The sequence below is a fragment of the Methanobrevibacter sp. genome (assembly GCF_045120835.1).
Lineage (GTDB): Archaea > Methanobacteriota > Methanobacteria > Methanobacteriales > Methanobacteriaceae > Methanocatella.
In genome coordinates this window covers 1-16,554 of sequence record NZ_JBGVFE010000072.1, presented here as the reverse complement: position 1 = coordinate 16,554, position 16,554 = coordinate 1, and the positions used below count along the sequence as shown (strand labels likewise).

Here is a 16,554-nt window from a genome sequence, read left to right as displayed (position 1 = left end):
TCTTTATCGGCTCTCATCAAAAATTAGCCATCGAAACGGCCGGAGAGGCGTTTTAGAGCTAAAAGTTCGTGATATTCGAAAAACTATTAGTGTTATAATACTCATAATATCACCAACTTTTTTGATAAAATATTACTAATCAAATGCTCTCACACAAATTAATAAATATCGATTGAATAAATGTGATATTATGAATAGTGAGCAAATTTTAGATGAAGTGCACATGTCGTATAACCATGGCATAAGCACTCGGAAAATATACAAACTGGCCGTAAAAAAATACACCACATTTTGCAATATGGATTTATCCGAATTGCTTGATGAGGCAGAAGCTGAAGAGGATAAGGGTATTCGATGGAAACGCAGAAGCTTAAAAAGAAGGCTGATAAGTTACAGACAATATCTTGTTGAAAATTATTCTTTAAACACTGTCAAAACAATGTTTCAGCCAATTCTTGCAATATACAAATATTATGAGATTGAAATCCTTGAATTGCCAAAACTCAATCCGAAACAGGTTAAAAAATCAGAACCAGTACAGTTTAAAGATTTGCCTGACAAGGAAGTACTACGTGAAGTAATAAGTGTTGCCAATGTTCGCATGGTTGCAATAATATTATTCATGTGTTCCAGCGGATGTGCAAGAAGGGAAACTCTTAATCTCAAAATAAAGGATTATATTGCTGCTTTGGGAGAATACACTGACAAAACAGATATTTATGAAATACTGTATGATATCGGTGATGATGATGAAATTGTTCCTACCTGGAGCATATGGAGACAGAAAACCGACAAGTACTATACCACTTACTGCAGCCCTGAAGCAGTCCTTGCAATCAACAAATATTTGTTGACACGTGAGGATAATCTAACTCCTGAATCTGCACTGTTCCAGATAGACCCTGCATACCTGAACCATTCATTCAAAGATCTCAATAACTTGTTAGGTTTGGGTAAGGTAGGATGTTTTGTCCGTTTCAGACCACACATGCTTAGAAAATTCCATGCATCAGCATTATACAATAATGGAATGAGCATGGACAATGTCAATGACCTGCAGGGCAAAGCCAAAAACAAAACCGATTCAGCATATTTCATGACCAATCCTGAAGATTTGAAATATGAATACATCAAACATCTTCCTGCTGTTACAATCGGTAAGGAGATTGAAAAGCTGTCCGTCAAATCTCCTGAGTTCAAGAAAATGGAAGTCGAGAATGAAACATTGAAGAGTGAACTTGGAGACATGAAAAGAGAGCTTGGAGACATTGAAAGAATCAAGCAGGAACTTGCAGGCATTAAGGAAAAGGTCGGCGATTAGCTGATATCATATAATGTTAATGCGGACATCCCTCATGTTTAATTGGATATGCGGGATGTTTTTCAAACTTTTCTTTTTAAATTTTTACTATTTTTTTCACCGTCATTTTACTCCATATTGTTTAGTCATTTTATACAGATACATGTTTTTTACTTTTCCGGTTAAACACCAATTGTAGAAAATACGGTGTTTTATTTTTATGGATATACAAACTAATAGATGAATAGTTTAATTTCTGTACAGTATTCAATAAAATATAAATCGTAATGTTTATATATTCATTTTGATAAACTATCAATTAGCCATCACAGGATGACATCAATTTTGGGAAGTGAAAACAATTTTTCACTCTCGTACAACTTTTTCTTGTGAGGCTTAAAAAATCAGTATGGGGAGGTAAAATATCAAAAAGAGCAATAAAAAAGAAGATCGAAAAACCACATTAAAAGGATTATAAATTAAAAAAATATTTTTTTGCATGAATAGTGAGCTAAAAAATTTTTTTAATATAATCCCTATAATGGGTCAGTAATGAAGAATAAAAATAGTGAACAAGGCCGCAAAACTTTGTTAAAAATTTATATTTTTCAAAACTTAACCCAATATCTAGTATATTTTAAGGAATATATAAAGATTTTCACATAAAAAAAGAGAAACTTATTTTATTCTAAATATTCGGTAAGTAATGGAAGATTAATTTCACAAAAAACTATTTTTATCTCTTCATAGTGTATGGCCAATAATCTGTGAGATTTCTCATTAACACTTGGCCTTGAGAATGCAATCACTAACAAGTGAAAAAAACAGGAGACAAAACACTATGTGTGAAATGATGCAATCCTTGCCGGGAAACGTAATTGTTTTCAATAACTTCCAGGCACTTGAAGAAGCTATTGCTGAGATAACCGAAACAGAAAACATCAGCAATGAAAAGGAATTCTTTGATTCATATCAAATCAGGATACTGAAACTGGATTAAATAGCTTTGATCCATTAGATTGATGAAATGTGATTTATTAACATATAAGGGAGTCTGTAAGTTATGATGGAAATGGAAGTAAACGGAAAAACCCATATTTTAGTACCTAAAGACGTATGGGATGAAATATGGGATGTATTTAATCGAATTGAACAGATAGGTGAATAAAAATGGAATTTTATTCAGCATCCGGAAACTATGAGGCTGATGACGAGGCCTTACCAAATCAATTCGAAGATAACTACCAGGGCATATTAACTCACAAGGGTGAGATTAAAGTTGCCAAAGGTGATGTGGAGCAAACAATCCTCCATATTGATGACAACGGCACAGTACTGGTAAGAGGTAGGAAAAAAGCATACCCTACATTAATACATGCCAAACTGTTGCCGCTGATACATTATGCAGCCAAAGGAGATATCGGATTTGTAAAGTTCAGAAGAGGCGAAGCATTCATTGTCGGATTCAGGAAAAACAACGGAGGAGATTTGAATGTCTAAGCCTGCCCGATTATATCCTAAAGAAGAACCGATGAAATTGAATCCAAAAGTGATTTTTATTGGAAGCATGTTGGTTGCTCTGGTAATAGGATGGATTGGAATTGCAACCAGCACTGGAGGGTTATAGAAAACCCCCACAACATTAAGGTGATAAAATGGTTAAAGCGGAAATAATAGAAGAACCCCAAACTTCAGGGGAAAACGAAATCATGAAAATTGATAACGTCCCGGATGTGGATGTAGCTATTGAACAATGGGACGCCTATCAAAAACTCTGTAAAGGATTATTGAATGATACTGACTATCAGGAAATAATTGTAAAAGAAAAGGATGAAAACGGAAACTTCATTAAAGTGAAAAGACACTTTAAGAAAAAATCAGCATGGCAAAAGCTGTCCCGTGCATTCAACGTTGATACTGAAATAGTGGATCGTGAACTTGAGCGAACAAAAATGGGCAGAGTCAGAGAAGCATACTACTGCGTAAGGGCAACATTGCCTAATGGCCGCAGTGTTGAATCTGATGCATTATGCTCCAGAAGTGAAAAAGGAAAAGACAAAGTATCCGACCACACTATCATGTCAACAGCAAAAACACGTGCAACCAACAGGGCTATTGCAGAACTGATAGGGGCAGGAGAAGTAAGCGCTGAAGAAATGACAGCTGAAAAAATGGTAACACAAAACCAGTCAAAATTCTTAAAAGAGGACAATAGCTAAACTCCTCTTTTAATATTTATCTTAGGAGATGATATCATGAGTTTTAATGACAAACAAACAATATTTACAAGCACACAATTAGATTATGAAGAAATAGTAGACATTCCAGACGGATATGAAAAAGCAGAACTGAAAGACTTTGAAGACGGCACTTTAATAACCGGCAGGCCTGAAATGTCTTCAGTAACATCCTTCACATTTGACGATGACGGTGAAGAAAAAACAGTCAACCGCTTTAAATTATTCATTTTCAAAGATGATGAAAAATTATATGTTGAAATAAACATCAACCTCAAAAACGATGGGGACATTCACAAAAACATCAGGAAAGGAAGCGTACTGTTTGACTTCATAACAACTATCCTTGAACTGGAAAACGCAGGTTCTGTCGGCAAATCCAACATTATCAGAAACGTCAATCTTGCAGAATATCGTGAATTCGTAAACAGACTGACCGAAATGACAATTCAGGTTAAAGAAAAAACCGGAACCTATGTATTCTACAGTTTCCATGTAAGGGATGTGAAAGTACAATAAAATTGTAGGTTTTCAAAATGGATGAAGGAAGTTCAGCAAAAATGATTAAACAAGCCATCGAACATGTCTACAAACCTGTTGATGAGCTTAAATATTTCAAGAATATAATCAGTGCATTCTATTTGCAAGGTACCGATTCAGAAGTTGTAGAAAAGATTCTAATTGAATTATACCACCAACTTCCTTCACATGAAATACGATTGGCTGAAATAATCAAACTGATGGACGACATTTATGTGGGTGATGAAAAACCCAACAGCGGATTGAAAGGAATAGAGCAATTCATCTCCACCAAATATGATAAAAAAACAAGTCTTGAAGTTATGCGAGATTTAAACAAATGCATCATACCATATGACACAAATACAATCTATAAACTTCAGTCCAGTTCAAACCGTTTCATTGTAATGGATTACAGGCATAATGAAGTTACCGTTCAAAACATAGAATGGAAAAAGGGAACTGAACTGACAGATTATTATCGTGTACTCCTGTGCTATCCGATGCAGATAACAATACATGACAATCCAATCAGTGAAGCGGGACGCACATTCAGTATAGAATGGATTTCAAGCAAGGAAGGACATTTCCATACCAACAACATGAGCATACCCGAAATAGAACAGTACCTCATAGATCATGGCTATGTACTGACACCGGGATTTTTCAAAGGTGTTGTAACAGCATTGATCCAAATAGCCATTGAAAACAATCTTGTGATTATCAAAAATGAAATCGAAACTCCGGGATTCTATTACAACAGCGAGACAGACAGCTTAACTATTGTCGGCTATGAAATCAAGCCGGTTGATATTGAAAAGCTGAATATTGCATTGGATTTGATTGAAGACTTGCAGAACTATTATGTTGGTCAGGAGGGAAAGTTAGCAACAACTCTAAAGCATGCAATGATTGTGCCCTTCGGTTTTGCCAAAAAGCAGATGGGATTGCCATTGGAAAACCTGATTCCCTACATGTTCCACTTCGGAAAAGGCGGAAGCGGTAAAACCACCATTGCACGTATCGGAGCATATTTCTACGGCGAACCGGACAGTGAAACCGACATTGGAGGAAGTGAATTCGATACCGTTCCAAGAATCGGTGCTCAAATCAGCAAATCCACTTTCGGATTGATTGTCAATGAACCTGAAGGGGTATTCAACTGCAGGAGATGCACCGAGACCTTGAAGACCACTGTCGAGAGAACAAATGCAAGGCGCAGATATGAAGGCAGGAACCTGATAACAATACTTGCATTATCTACGCTTTCATTTACCAGCAACAGTCCGCTGCCAAACATTGAAGGTTTAACCAGGAGATTTGTTCAGCTATTGTATTCTCATAGTGAGAAAAAAACAGATGAAGAGAAAAAAGCATTTATGGAACATTACCGTATGGATGCTCCGGAACTATGCCTGTTTCATCGTTTAAAGTATCTTGCAGACTTTGTGGTGAACGAAATAAACGAGGATATAAAATTGTTAAGACTGCCATGGGAAGATTTAAGCAATGCCCTAATCATGAGAGCCTACGCCGACTGCGAAAGGGAATGTCCGGACTGGCTTTTGGGATTTGCCAAATCAGTAACATTGGAGGACTTGGATGATGAGGAAATTGAAAGCCTGAGAATGTTTTTCATTGATGAAATCAACAGGAAGACAAAAAACGTCAAAGTCTATTCGGCTGAAGACGACTATCCTGTGAGGTATGATTTCTTCACAGATTCCGTTAAGGATTCCAATGACTTCTATGAACGGGTATTCAATGTAATCAATGAACGGCTGATTCCCTATATGGTTCTTCATCATGCCCGTGACGGATATGATTATGTCTGCTTTACAAGCGGTCTGAGAATGGCTTTGCAGGAAGCAAATAAATCATGCTATAGCTTATCGGGAATTGCAGAATTACTTGGATGGGAATATAAAACAGTTCATCTATCTAAAAAAACAACAGTAATGATTATTAGATTTGATAAGTTTTTAACATTCTTATATCCGGATTTAAATGAAAAGGAGGAAAATTAGCCGAAGTAATTAAAAAGCAATAAAGGTAATTTGACCCTCAAATTACCTCATCAAAAAATTTTAAAGGGATTTAAAGCGTTTATTTTATAATCTAAACGTTTTAAATCATTTTATTTTTTTGAGGAAATGAGGTAATCTGAAGGCGTTCTGCAAAGCACCCTTACAGAAAAACCACTCACTGTCTCCAAATTACTTAATTACAAAATTACATTTATTGACAAATTACCGGATTACCAGATTACTTCTTTTTTGCTAAATTACCTAATTACTAAATTACCTTTGGGAATAAAAGAGATGGTAAATATGTTTAGATGTGACTGTTGGCCAAATCATGAAATCTGCAAAAACAAAAACACGTGTGAATTTTGGATACCGTTAAATCAAAAACTCGATCGATTATATCGACAAATATCTTATGAACTATATCAATTAGAAAAGCTACATCAAAGAAAACAGGACTACTTCACAATACAATCTGAAATCAAAAAGGGAGTATATACTGAAACAATCAATGTTGATGGAAAAATAAAAACAGTGCCTAAAAAGAATGCTCTTGGAGAAGATATACTAAAACCGGAACATGTTCAGGTTGGTTTGAATTATGACCTCATATTTCAAGAGATAACTGATACAGAAAGTATAATTAGAGAATTAAGAAGAATAGAAAATGATATATTAAAGATATTGAAAAAAAGAGTTGAGAAATAGCTAATGTGGAATACAATTTATATCCACATCAACTCTTTGTTGCTACTTAACGTTAATTTGACCATTTACGGCTTAAGTCACTGTCATTGAATACAGTTTTTTCTTGACATTCCTTTAACTCGCTTATGTTATCTCTAAAGAATTTTAAGCAGAAATCTTTTTTTGCATTGAAATTATCGCAGTTCAAATGAATATTTTCCTGACAGTTATCGCAACCAATTTCAGTACCTTGTTTGTTTTTACAGGATAATTCATCGTTATCATCAAGATAACGGAAGTCACAGTCTTTAAATATCATAAAATCCAAATCCTCCGTTTTTTTATTTAATTATATTACAATCTGTTAACAAGATAATATATTAAAAATCAATACTCCTAATGCATTCCAATAGATAAGCGGACACTAACATCCATGAAATTTCATCCGCTTTCAAGCATTGAAATTAATAGACGTGAAATCAATTATTTCATGAACTAAATTTCGTTTAAGCAACTCCTCGTAGAAGAATGTTAAATCTAAATCATTAGATATTAGGGGGCATTCTTTATCTTTTGAAAATAGAATTAATTTTTTATCTTCAATGGAGGGATTTAAAACATCGGTATGCTTTCGCATGAAATATTCACCAATATTATCCAAATTATTAAAATCGATGAATGCATTATCAATAGAGTCTAACAATTCTTCGCAAGGCTGATAATATTCCTGTGAAAAATTTTCATGATTTTTGAGATTTTCAAAATTATGTCTGAGTTCAATCATTAATTGAAATTTTGATGATTGCCTCAAATCTTTAAAATAATCATCAATAACATTATAGTATCCTTTACGTTCTATTTCACAGATAATGAAATGAGGAACCACAATTGTAGATTCCTGATTAAATAAAAAGTTATTTAAATCTTTCGCTAATGCTGTAAGGAGAGGTATTTTGTATTTTTCAGGAAAGAGCGAATAAATAATGACATTTGCATCATAGATTACCTGAGTCTCATTTTCAAGTCTAATCATCTAATCACATCCAGCCAATTCAAACTCAGAATCATACAGTCTTAAAGAAATTCCCAATTCCTGACTTATGTAATCTTGAATCCTGTTGAACTTATTTTCCAGTGAATTGAGATTCATGTACTCAAATACTTTAGGATTGCCATCGCACAAATCATATATTTTTTTAACGTCCAAAACATAATTTGACAATAATTCCAACAAATCCTTTTTCATTTCCAAATCTAATGTTTCATTTTCTAAAACCATGCTTAAATAATCAAGAGATCCGGAAACTATTATGCTGTTATTGCACTGGCCAAAATCAGCAAAATAATCCACATAATCATTAATTTGCTTCAATAGAATTTCTTTCTCATTATCAAGATCATCATCAATGACAATTATTTCATAGAGATTATTGTTTCTAAAGAAATTTAATCTGATTATATCATCATAGGCAGTACATACAATTTCAGAATCAATGTGCGGTTTAATCATCTGCAATTTCTCAATTGCATCACTGCGAGTGAAATTCTCTTCACTGCCCATATAATATAAAATTGTGGATGCTGATTCTAAATAGTGGATGGTTTTTCCATCTACAAAGTCATTGAATGAATTAAAATCAAAACCATCAATTTCTAAAGGAGAATATTTTAGGATATCCTCATTATAGTATTCGTCTGCCAATGCACTTGAATAAGGGCCTCTGATGTATAAGCTATATTTATAGGAATGATTCCATCCAAAATATTTGGCAATATAAACAAATTTTTGAACTTTCAGTCTGAAATCAAAATCATTCCGGATTCTTTCAGTAAAATCTTCAGCATCCCGAAATGACAATGAATCTTTTACACAATTTATGAAATATACAAAATGGCCAATGGTGCTCATAAAAAAAATCCTCCTTACAAGTAATATAATATATTATTATGTATAATATATAAACCTATCGTTAATTCTTAAATAGAAAAATATTCAATATAATTCCTAAACGAAGCGAATAAACTATGATAAAAGCAATTTTTCAAAAATGGAGCAATATTGCCTTGACAATATAAACTTATAATAATAAAATTAAAACCGGTATCCATTCTAAAATTTATCAACACCACTATTATGAATCCACTCCTGATGCTTTCCAATAGCTACTCCGTTTATCAATAATAAATATTTGCAAACTGCAGGTGAAAAACACAATAGCTGTTATGTTGAATACCATTTATCAACATCAACTCTTTGTTGCTGTTTCTCATTAGTTATTTTTTCATAACCTCCGGTAAATGCTACAACACAGTCATCGTGAATTGCCTCGTTGGGATAGGCTGTTATTTTTTCAAGAAATTCCATGGCCCACTTTTTGGTGAACCCTGTCCTATCCTTGCCAACCAGGTATATTCCGTTCTTTTGAATATCTGCTGAAACTCGTCTTGCACGGTCAACTTTATTTTCTCTTGAGTTTCCAGTACCTGTTGTGAAACCTCTTCTGTTTAACTCATCGATGATTAATAAACCAAAGTTTTTTCCTGTGGAACCGTCCAGTTCAATATACTGCACGTCCGATCTGTCACGTGCAGCAGTATTTAGAATTTCATTGATTAGGTTTCTTGATTCCAGCTGAAACTCGTATGAATCCACAATGTAGATATTGCCGTTTATATCTTTAGCCAATAATACCCCTGCGGTGTAGTCCGGATCACTGCCTTTCAGTCTGTCATCATTTAACACTTCAGTAGCTGCAAGATCCCAATACCTTATGACTCTTATAATTGGAATTTTCAAAAAGTCGCTATTAGAAATCAGGTGGAAATCTGACTCATCGAAAAGTTGGCCTTTGACGGTTGCATACCAGTTACCGTTCATGAGCTGTTCCCTGGTGACCCTGTCCAGTCCCATCAGGTATTCCTCATAATCGTTTCTGTCCAAGTAGATATTATCGAGATAGCTGGAGCTAATGAACCTTATCTGTGATTTATCCTGAATGTCCTCATCAATCTTTTCGATGAATCTTTCACGAACCCATTTGTTACCTCTTTTACCGGGATTGCTTGAGCACATCAGCTGTGTTGGCAATTTATTGTCTTTTGTTTTCCTTACCCTAGAGCGCATATAGATATATTTGAATCTCTCCAACTGTGTTAATTCATCAATGCCTATGAACTGGTATTCTGAACCCTGATAAGTATCCAAATCGTTAATGTTTCTTAGATATCCGAATGTTAATGAGTTGCCGTTTGGAAATGTCCATGAATGTTCAGTACCGTCCCACTTTGGCCTGATAGCTGCATTATTCTGAATCTCTTTTCTGTTGAGCCATTGGCTGGCCTTGTGAATCAGAGCACCTTTCCTTTTCAAATCAGATAATGTCCTTCTGAGGATTAACGCATGGTATTCATTAACATCATCTTCCACATAAAACAGCGCTCTCATTAATAGGCTTGTTGACTTGCTTCCGCCAGCCGCCCCTCCGATTAACACTTCCTTTTCTCTTGCTAATATCATTTCAGCTTGCTTTGGAAATGGAGAGAATGGTATGTATGGATTTTCATATACGCACTTTTGAAGGGTAGCTTTGTCCTTCCCGTCCAGATAGAATTTCCCGTTTTCATCATACATTATTATCATCAATCTGTTTTGCAAGAACCTCTATCTCATTCATGATATCCTTTTGAGACATCTCAATTCTTTTATCTTCCAGTTCAAGAACACGGTTTTTGAATAGTCTGTCCATTTCATCTTTAAAGAGTTTGTTTTTGGCTTCAAATGCCTTGACGGATAATTCCAGATAACGGATCTTTAACTCTTCCAAATCCAATAAGTATCTTGGAAGACTCTTTTCATTGGAATTGTGTCTTACTTCACGTTCCAGCTTTTTAAAGTCAATTTCAATACCGACAGCATTCTTGGTTATCTTGTCGAGATTTTCAAGTCCTGTCTTGATGTCTGTGACCTGCTGCTGAAGTATTGTATCAATAGCCATGTCGATATTGTCTTCGTAAACGTTATTGTCTGTGATTTGCTTTTGTGCGATGGCTCTGTTGGTTAGTGCTTCCTTATTTCTTGCTCTTGGATCTTTATCTCTGTCAACTAAATTGTATTTCTTTTTAAATCTGGAAAATGTTGCTCTACTTACTTCGAATTCATGTTCTTCAGCTAGCCATCTTCTAACGCTCGCATCCGTTGCTCCGGATGTCTTCATAGCTATTATTTCATCCAGCATTGTTTCCAGGAAATCATTTTTTGTCAGATTTAATTTGGCCTTGAACTTTCTATAGGTGCTGTCAGCCACTTCTCTTCCATATTTTGTTTTTAATAATTCTCTGACTTCATTGTTGCTCATTGCCTTCCTGCAGCAGTTAATTATTTCCTGTTCGTGACGTTCTAAAAAATATATGACGTCTGAATTTCCTCTCCCCATGGTGACGGTCCTCCTATAAATTTCTCAGTTCCCTTTCAAGCTCTTGTTTTCTTGCTTCAATTAAATGGTATTCGGTTTCTCTCATTATTCTTTTAAATTCAGGATTGGTGTTTATCAGCGCTAAAGTGTCTTGTGCATTTCCCATAGCTATCAGTTTTGCTCCGAGTTCGTATGCGTCCTTGTGTGTGAAGGTTGAATCTTCGACAATCTTTTTGAGTGTAATTTCCACTCTTGCACTGATGTTGGTTTTTTCTTGTAACATAATACATATATTTATTATGTTGACTCTTTCAAAAACTTTGTTGATTTGAGATTTTATGAAGAAAATTAGTTTTGAATTTTTAATTCCGTTTAAAAATAGTTAAATTTAATAAATAGTTGGAGTAAAAGTTTTTATCATGCAAAACCAAAAAACAATTACTCCAAATAGTATTTTAGATGTTAAACAATATATATTTTGTGATTCTAATGATGGATTTGTCCTTTCTGATCCCCGTTTTGTGAAAATTTTTAAATCCTGTCAGGAGGCTTTAAAATCTTTTGATTTAAGTTTTAAAAAGGATGTTCCTTATTTTAAAATGAGTTTGGCCAGATGTCCCCATTGTGGAACTCGCCATGTGGTTAAATATGGTTTTACAAAAAGAACTTTAGTATTTAAAGAAATAGGCAAAACTAAGGTGAAGGTTCAGCGTTATATTTGTAAACGATGTAGTAAAACATTTCAAACGGATTTAACAAGTCTTGTTGATAAAAATAGCAATTTTACGAACGAATTAAAAAGTGAATCTGAACATTTAATTTCAGATTATCTGGGAAGTTTAAAAAATGTTTGTAAATCATTTAAAAAGTTTTTTGGAATCAGTGTTTCACACCAAACAATTGAAAATTGGCTTTTCGTTAATGAAAACATTTTAGAATTTGATTTAGGGCGTTGCTCGGGCTATTATGTCTTTGACGTTGAATGGATAAAAATCAATGGAGAATGGAAATATCGCCACACATTACTTGATTCAATTTCAAATTGCATCGTAGCCGATGCAATTTACGATACTGAAGATGAAACAACTGTTGAAAAGTTTTTAAGAGAATCTACAGCGAATAAAAATAAAAAAGCAATCACAACAGATTTAGATAAAAAATATTCCTCAATTATCCCAAAACTAGGTTTTAAACACCAATTATGTATTTTCCATACTAAAAAAAGTTTAAACAAACAATTAAAAGATTTTAAAGATAAATTTCATCTTTCAGACGAAGAATATCAAGAATGCCACAAACAACTAAAAATGATTAAAGATTTATTCGATTTAAATGACTATAATGAATTTAAAAATGAAGTACAATCATTAATTTATCGTAAAGATGATTTTCATCCAGTTATTTATAAAATAATTAGAAAATCAATAGCACCAAGATATAAAAGCTTCATTTATCACTTAAAAGATAAGAAAATTGAAAAGACAAGTAACAAAATTGAAAATGCTTTCCAAAAAACAATGCCAAAATCAAGAAAACGAACATTCAAGACCAAACGAGGTGTTTTAAAACGAATATATCGCAGAGATTTGATTTGGAACCAAAATCGAAAAAAAGATTTTGAAAATCAACAAAGTTTTTGAAAGAGTCATTATGTTTTATATATAAAATTTTATTATGTAAAAAATATAAAAGTAATAATAATTTTATTATTACCTTTTACAATCAAAAATAGTTTCTGTTAAGAGCAATATCCTGGAGATATATTATTTGAAGTCTTATTCATCGCCCATTTCTTCAAGTTCTTTTTGAAGGTCTGCAATCTGCATTTCCTTATAGAACCTTTCGAACCTTCCGGTTTCAATGAGAAAGGCTGAAACTTCAAGAGCATCTCTATAGGTATAATTTGACTCTTTGATAATTTGTTTTTTACCCTCGTCCATGTAGGATGAGGTATTATTTATATTGGCCATAGCTATTACAACCTGTATATAATAATTAATATAATATTTTATTATTTCAATTATATAAAATTATCATTATAAAATTCATGGCCAGCATGTTTTCAGGATTAATGTTTAAGATTTCAAAAATAAGAATTAAAGGCCTAAATAGATTTAGTTGAATTAATATGGAGTTTTTTTTTAGAAAAAAAGTTGAACAACGAGCTGACCTCCATAATAATTCAACTAGCCATTACCAAATGAAACCACCCAAATATTTTTGAGTGGTAATAATTAATCTTACTTTAAACATATTTAAAGAAAGTGCGAGAGAGCAAATGAAAAGTAATATGGCCAATCATTGGTGATTATTTCCATCAAAATATGATTGATATAATTAATAGCTATTTAATTAATACCCACATCTACAATACTTAAGCAATGCAATAACACAGGTCATTGTTGAAAACATTGATATCAAAAACTGATAAAATAACTTATCGAGTTGACTATGAAACTTATGCTGGGCAGAAAAATAGTAATTTAGATACTACTTACTTTGATTTAAAAATAATTTAGATACTGCTTAATTTAGACTTAACTTGATTTAATAATAAATTAGATACTACTTACTTTACACTTGTCTTGATTTAACAACAAAATCAATATTATAGACACAATACATTGACTTAACAACAAAATAAGAAAAAACAACCAACAATATAGATACAACATACTCCGACTTAACAACAAAATATGAAACAAGTCATAATATTTTAGATATAAAATATTCCGATTTAATAACAAAATACGATAATCAGTCAATATTTTAGATACAATTTAATTCGATTTAATAACAAAATTGGACTTTACAAACTATCATCAGCAAATTAGATATCCAAAAAAAGCAGAATCAAACCATACAGTACACTAATAGACCTGTACTCTTCACTCAACTGCATCCTGTCCAAATCAATCTCATACATACCCAATAAAATAAAAAAAAAGATTTAGGAAAAAAAACAATCCTAAATATAAAATAAATTTGAATTATTTAAAACATTAACCAAGCAATATAATTTATTGAAATCTGCAAACATTCATGAAACTCATATTCATAATCTAATATAATTTATCATCCTTATATCTATAACCTACGAAAATCAGAATCAAAGCCAACAATACCAATAATATTTTAAGAAAACTGCTTTGAGGGGTTTTATTAACCACACTATTATAAATGCTTTTTTCAATCTCGTATGCAGCTGCATCTTGTGACTGGCCGTTAGATCCATCAGATCCAAAAGTCACATCACCTGCCGGGTCAGATGAGCTTAAACCCACATTGCCTTCACCATCAGGATTATATATTGATGAGCCATCCTGACCATCTCCTGAATTATCATTTTCCACACCATTTACGTTTTGTGAATTATAAGACCTCTTGGAAGTTTCAGGATTTTGATTTTGAGAATTGTTCTGAATGCTTTCTTGATTCTTTTCTTGATTATTTTCATTATCTGTAGGTTTGACAAGCTGTAAATAAATCTTAGTGAAACCCATATCTACCACGATTCTATTAAACCCTTCATTCAAGTTTAAATTCTGTATTGCAACGCCTCCATTTAAATAAATTCCCATAAATGAATTAGGACTGTTTGCATTGGATATTGAACCAACGAAAATATTTGAAGGAAGCAGAAATCCATCGATATTATTTCCATTTTTAGTGCCTGTTAAATCGAAAGTGATTCTTGCATCAGCGCCATCAACGCCAAATGTTTTTGCATCAATATTTAAAACCAGATAATCATTAGGATTTTGAATATTTGAACTTATATATGATTTCTTGAAATCATTTGATCCCCAGTAATTGTTTTCAATATTCAAACCTTTATTTGTGGTTTCTTTATCGGAAAAAACACCAGAACCTATTATAGAATTATCTGAAGCATTATTTGAATCATTAGTATGCTGCGCTGCACTATTGATGAAAATATTGTAATTGATGCTTGAGTTAACTGATCTGTCAACATAAACTGCACCTCCTCTGCTGGCTTGGGTGTTATTAATAAAAGTATTGCCCATGACTATGATTTGATTGTCTGAAGCCTGGTCATGTTTATCAATTGCTATGGCGCCGCCATACTGGCCGGAGCTATTGACAAAAGTGGAATTATACACCTCTGTGACAGCCGCCCATGTATAAATTGCACCACCATACCCATCATCCATGTTGGCAGAGTTGTTTATGAATGTGCAGCCATTTATTATCATTGTTCCAATATTCTTTATGGCACCGCCGTCCCTATCCGCATGATTGTTTATGAATATGGAATTGTAAACATAGGCAGTTCCAGTATTTGAAAGCGCTGCACCGTCAGGATTACCATGCTTTTGAATTATTCCCAAAGCGGAATTATTAATGAAATAGCAATCATTAACAGTTAAAACACCTCCGCTATTGTCTATTCCGGCACTTCTGTTACCAGTATTATCTTTAACAGTAATCTTTCGAACATTCAGATTGCCAAAATTTTCAATAGCCGCACCATAATTATCACCCTGAAGTTTAGCATTTAAAATTGTAAATAAACTCAATTCAACAATGCAATTCTTATTAACAGTTATCCCCTGATGGCCATTAGCATCAATTATTGTCTTACTCTGGCTTTGACCAACAATTTTAAGATTTTTATTTATAATCAATGGAGAACTTAATTTATAGATTCCATCGCTTAGATAAATTGTAGAACCCACGCTTGCATGATCAATTGCAAATGAAATGGTTTTATATGCATTAGAGAAAGATTTTCCATTGTTATTATCATTACCACTAACTGCATTCACATAGATGGAATCAGAGGTTAATAGATTATTTTCACCTGACAGTTCCAAATCATGATAAGAATCAGAGGATATTGAATTTAAATTATCAGAAAAATCGTTTGAACTTACTGATTCACATTGAACATCATCCAATTCTTCCATACTCAGAGGAGAGATAATTTGATTATTATCACCATTATGAGAATCCCATGTGAGATTTTCACTAGCAGAAATTCCCGGAATGGCAATGAAAACCAAGATTAATGTAATAAATAACAAAATCGTATCTTTCTTATTATCAAACATTATCACCCTCCATAAATTAAATTAAAAAAATGACATCCATATCTAAAAAACAATAAACGATTAATAGAATATTTGCTTTTTTCTTAATAATTAATCGATGTTAATAAATAGGAATATCGATAGAAATAGTTTACTTTAATTAATATATATATTTTTTCATGATTAATTAAAAAAAAATAATGAAAACAGAAACACAAAAAAAACAAACGAAAAAATTCAAATGAGTAAATTTAAAAAAATAAAAAAATAGTGAAAAGCGGTTTAATAACCACCTTCACTTTAATTCCCTTTTTTAAT

General features: G+C 32.9%; 17 protein-coding genes. 9 read left to right on the top strand and 8 right to left on the bottom strand.

Translation table 11 applies throughout. The annotated features are described in order from the left end of the window. The first annotated feature begins 190 nt into the window (after window positions 1–190). The 8 genes from ACJMLO_RS06790 to ACJMLO_RS06755 all read left to right on the top strand — a co-directional run bounded on the left by ACJMLO_RS06790 (window position 191) and on the right by ACJMLO_RS06755 (window position 6,791). Window positions 191–1,321 (top strand): tyrosine-type recombinase/integrase, encoded by a 1,131-nt coding sequence (locus ACJMLO_RS06790; RefSeq protein ID WP_405295191.1) that lies wholly within the window; start codon window positions 191–193, stop codon window positions 1,319–1,321. An 820-nt stretch (window positions 1,322–2,141) separates the two neighbouring features. Continuing rightward, window positions 2,142–2,300 (top strand): hypothetical protein, encoded by a 159-nt coding sequence (locus ACJMLO_RS06785; RefSeq protein ID WP_296786179.1) that lies wholly within the window; start codon window positions 2,142–2,144, stop codon window positions 2,298–2,300. A 170-nt stretch (window positions 2,301–2,470) separates the two neighbouring features. Beyond that, window positions 2,471–2,800 carry a hypothetical protein gene (locus ACJMLO_RS06780; RefSeq protein WP_405295189.1) on the top strand — a complete coding sequence of 110 codons (330 nt, stop codon included), beginning with the start codon at window positions 2,471–2,473 and terminating at the stop codon, window positions 2,798–2,800. After that, complete coding sequence (locus ACJMLO_RS06775) at window positions 2,793–2,927, top strand: hypothetical protein (protein ID WP_296786172.1); 135 nt, start codon at window positions 2,793–2,795, stop codon at window positions 2,925–2,927. Before ACJMLO_RS06780 ends, ACJMLO_RS06775 begins: the two co-directional genes overlap by 8 nt. A gap of 28 nt (window positions 2,928–2,955) precedes the next feature. Then, the gene (locus tag ACJMLO_RS06770; protein WP_405295187.1) at window positions 2,956–3,519 is read left to right on the top strand and encodes a hypothetical protein; all 564 of its coding nucleotides are present in this window, start codon (window positions 2,956–2,958) and stop codon (window positions 3,517–3,519) included. A 36-nt stretch (window positions 3,520–3,555) separates the two neighbouring features. Further along, window positions 3,556–4,056: a hypothetical protein gene (locus tag ACJMLO_RS06765; protein ID WP_405295185.1), complete on the top strand. Its 501-nt coding sequence runs from the start codon at window positions 3,556–3,558 to the stop codon at window positions 4,054–4,056. Window positions 4,057–4,073: 17 nt separating this feature from the next. Then, window positions 4,074–6,083, top strand: a complete 2,010-nt coding sequence (locus tag ACJMLO_RS06760; protein WP_405295183.1) for a hypothetical protein — start codon at window positions 4,074–4,076, stop codon at window positions 6,081–6,083. A gap of 303 nt (window positions 6,084–6,386) precedes the next feature. Beyond that, entirely contained in the window at window positions 6,387–6,791 is a 405-nt protein-coding gene (locus ACJMLO_RS06755; RefSeq protein WP_405295181.1) for a hypothetical protein, read from the top strand. A 52-nt stretch (window positions 6,792–6,843) separates the two neighbouring features. Here ACJMLO_RS06755 and ACJMLO_RS06750 read toward each other — a convergent pair whose 3' ends face one another. The 6 genes from ACJMLO_RS06750 to ACJMLO_RS06725 form a co-directional block, all read right to left on the bottom strand. After that, window positions 6,844–7,089: a hypothetical protein gene (locus ACJMLO_RS06750; protein WP_405295179.1), complete on the bottom strand. Its 246-nt coding sequence runs from the start codon at window positions 7,087–7,089 to the stop codon at window positions 6,844–6,846. Between the two features lie 132 nt (window positions 7,090–7,221). Next, window positions 7,222–7,803 carry a hypothetical protein gene (locus ACJMLO_RS06745; protein WP_405295177.1) on the bottom strand — a complete coding sequence of 194 codons (582 nt, stop codon included), beginning with the start codon at window positions 7,801–7,803 and terminating at the stop codon, window positions 7,222–7,224. Continuing rightward, window positions 7,804–8,679, bottom strand: coding sequence for a hypothetical protein (locus ACJMLO_RS06740; RefSeq protein ID WP_405295175.1), 876 nt, complete (start codon window positions 8,677–8,679; stop codon window positions 7,804–7,806). It abuts the gene before it with no gap. A gap of 312 nt (window positions 8,680–8,991) precedes the next feature. Further along, a complete protein-coding gene (locus ACJMLO_RS06735) occupies window positions 8,992–10,401 on the bottom strand; it encodes a phage terminase large subunit (RefSeq protein ID WP_405295173.1) in 1,410 nt (469 codons plus the stop codon). Next, window positions 10,394–11,203 carry a hypothetical protein gene (locus ACJMLO_RS06730; RefSeq protein WP_405295171.1) on the bottom strand — a complete coding sequence of 270 codons (810 nt, stop codon included), beginning with the start codon at window positions 11,201–11,203 and terminating at the stop codon, window positions 10,394–10,396. Before ACJMLO_RS06730 ends, ACJMLO_RS06735 begins: the two co-directional genes overlap by 8 nt. A gap of 13 nt (window positions 11,204–11,216) precedes the next feature. After that, on the bottom strand, window positions 11,217–11,465 hold the full coding sequence (locus ACJMLO_RS06725) for a hypothetical protein (protein WP_296872811.1): 249 nt from the start codon (window positions 11,463–11,465) through the stop codon (window positions 11,217–11,219). A 136-nt stretch (window positions 11,466–11,601) separates the two neighbouring features. Here ACJMLO_RS06725 and ACJMLO_RS06720 point away from each other — a divergent pair, with 136 nt between their 5' ends. Beyond that, the gene (locus ACJMLO_RS06720) at window positions 11,602–12,822 is read left to right on the top strand and encodes a hypothetical protein (protein WP_405295169.1); all 1,221 of its coding nucleotides are present in this window, start codon (window positions 11,602–11,604) and stop codon (window positions 12,820–12,822) included. Between the two features lie 135 nt (window positions 12,823–12,957). Here the strand turns inward: ACJMLO_RS06720 and ACJMLO_RS06715 are convergent, their stop codons facing one another. After that, window positions 12,958–13,152 (bottom strand): hypothetical protein, encoded by a 195-nt coding sequence (locus ACJMLO_RS06715; protein WP_296872808.1) that lies wholly within the window; start codon window positions 13,150–13,152, stop codon window positions 12,958–12,960. Between the two features lie 1,092 nt (window positions 13,153–14,244). After that, window positions 14,245–16,257: a hypothetical protein gene (locus ACJMLO_RS06710; protein WP_405295167.1), complete on the bottom strand. Its 2,013-nt coding sequence runs from the start codon at window positions 16,255–16,257 to the stop codon at window positions 14,245–14,247. Window positions 16,258–16,554: the final 297 nt, after the last annotated feature.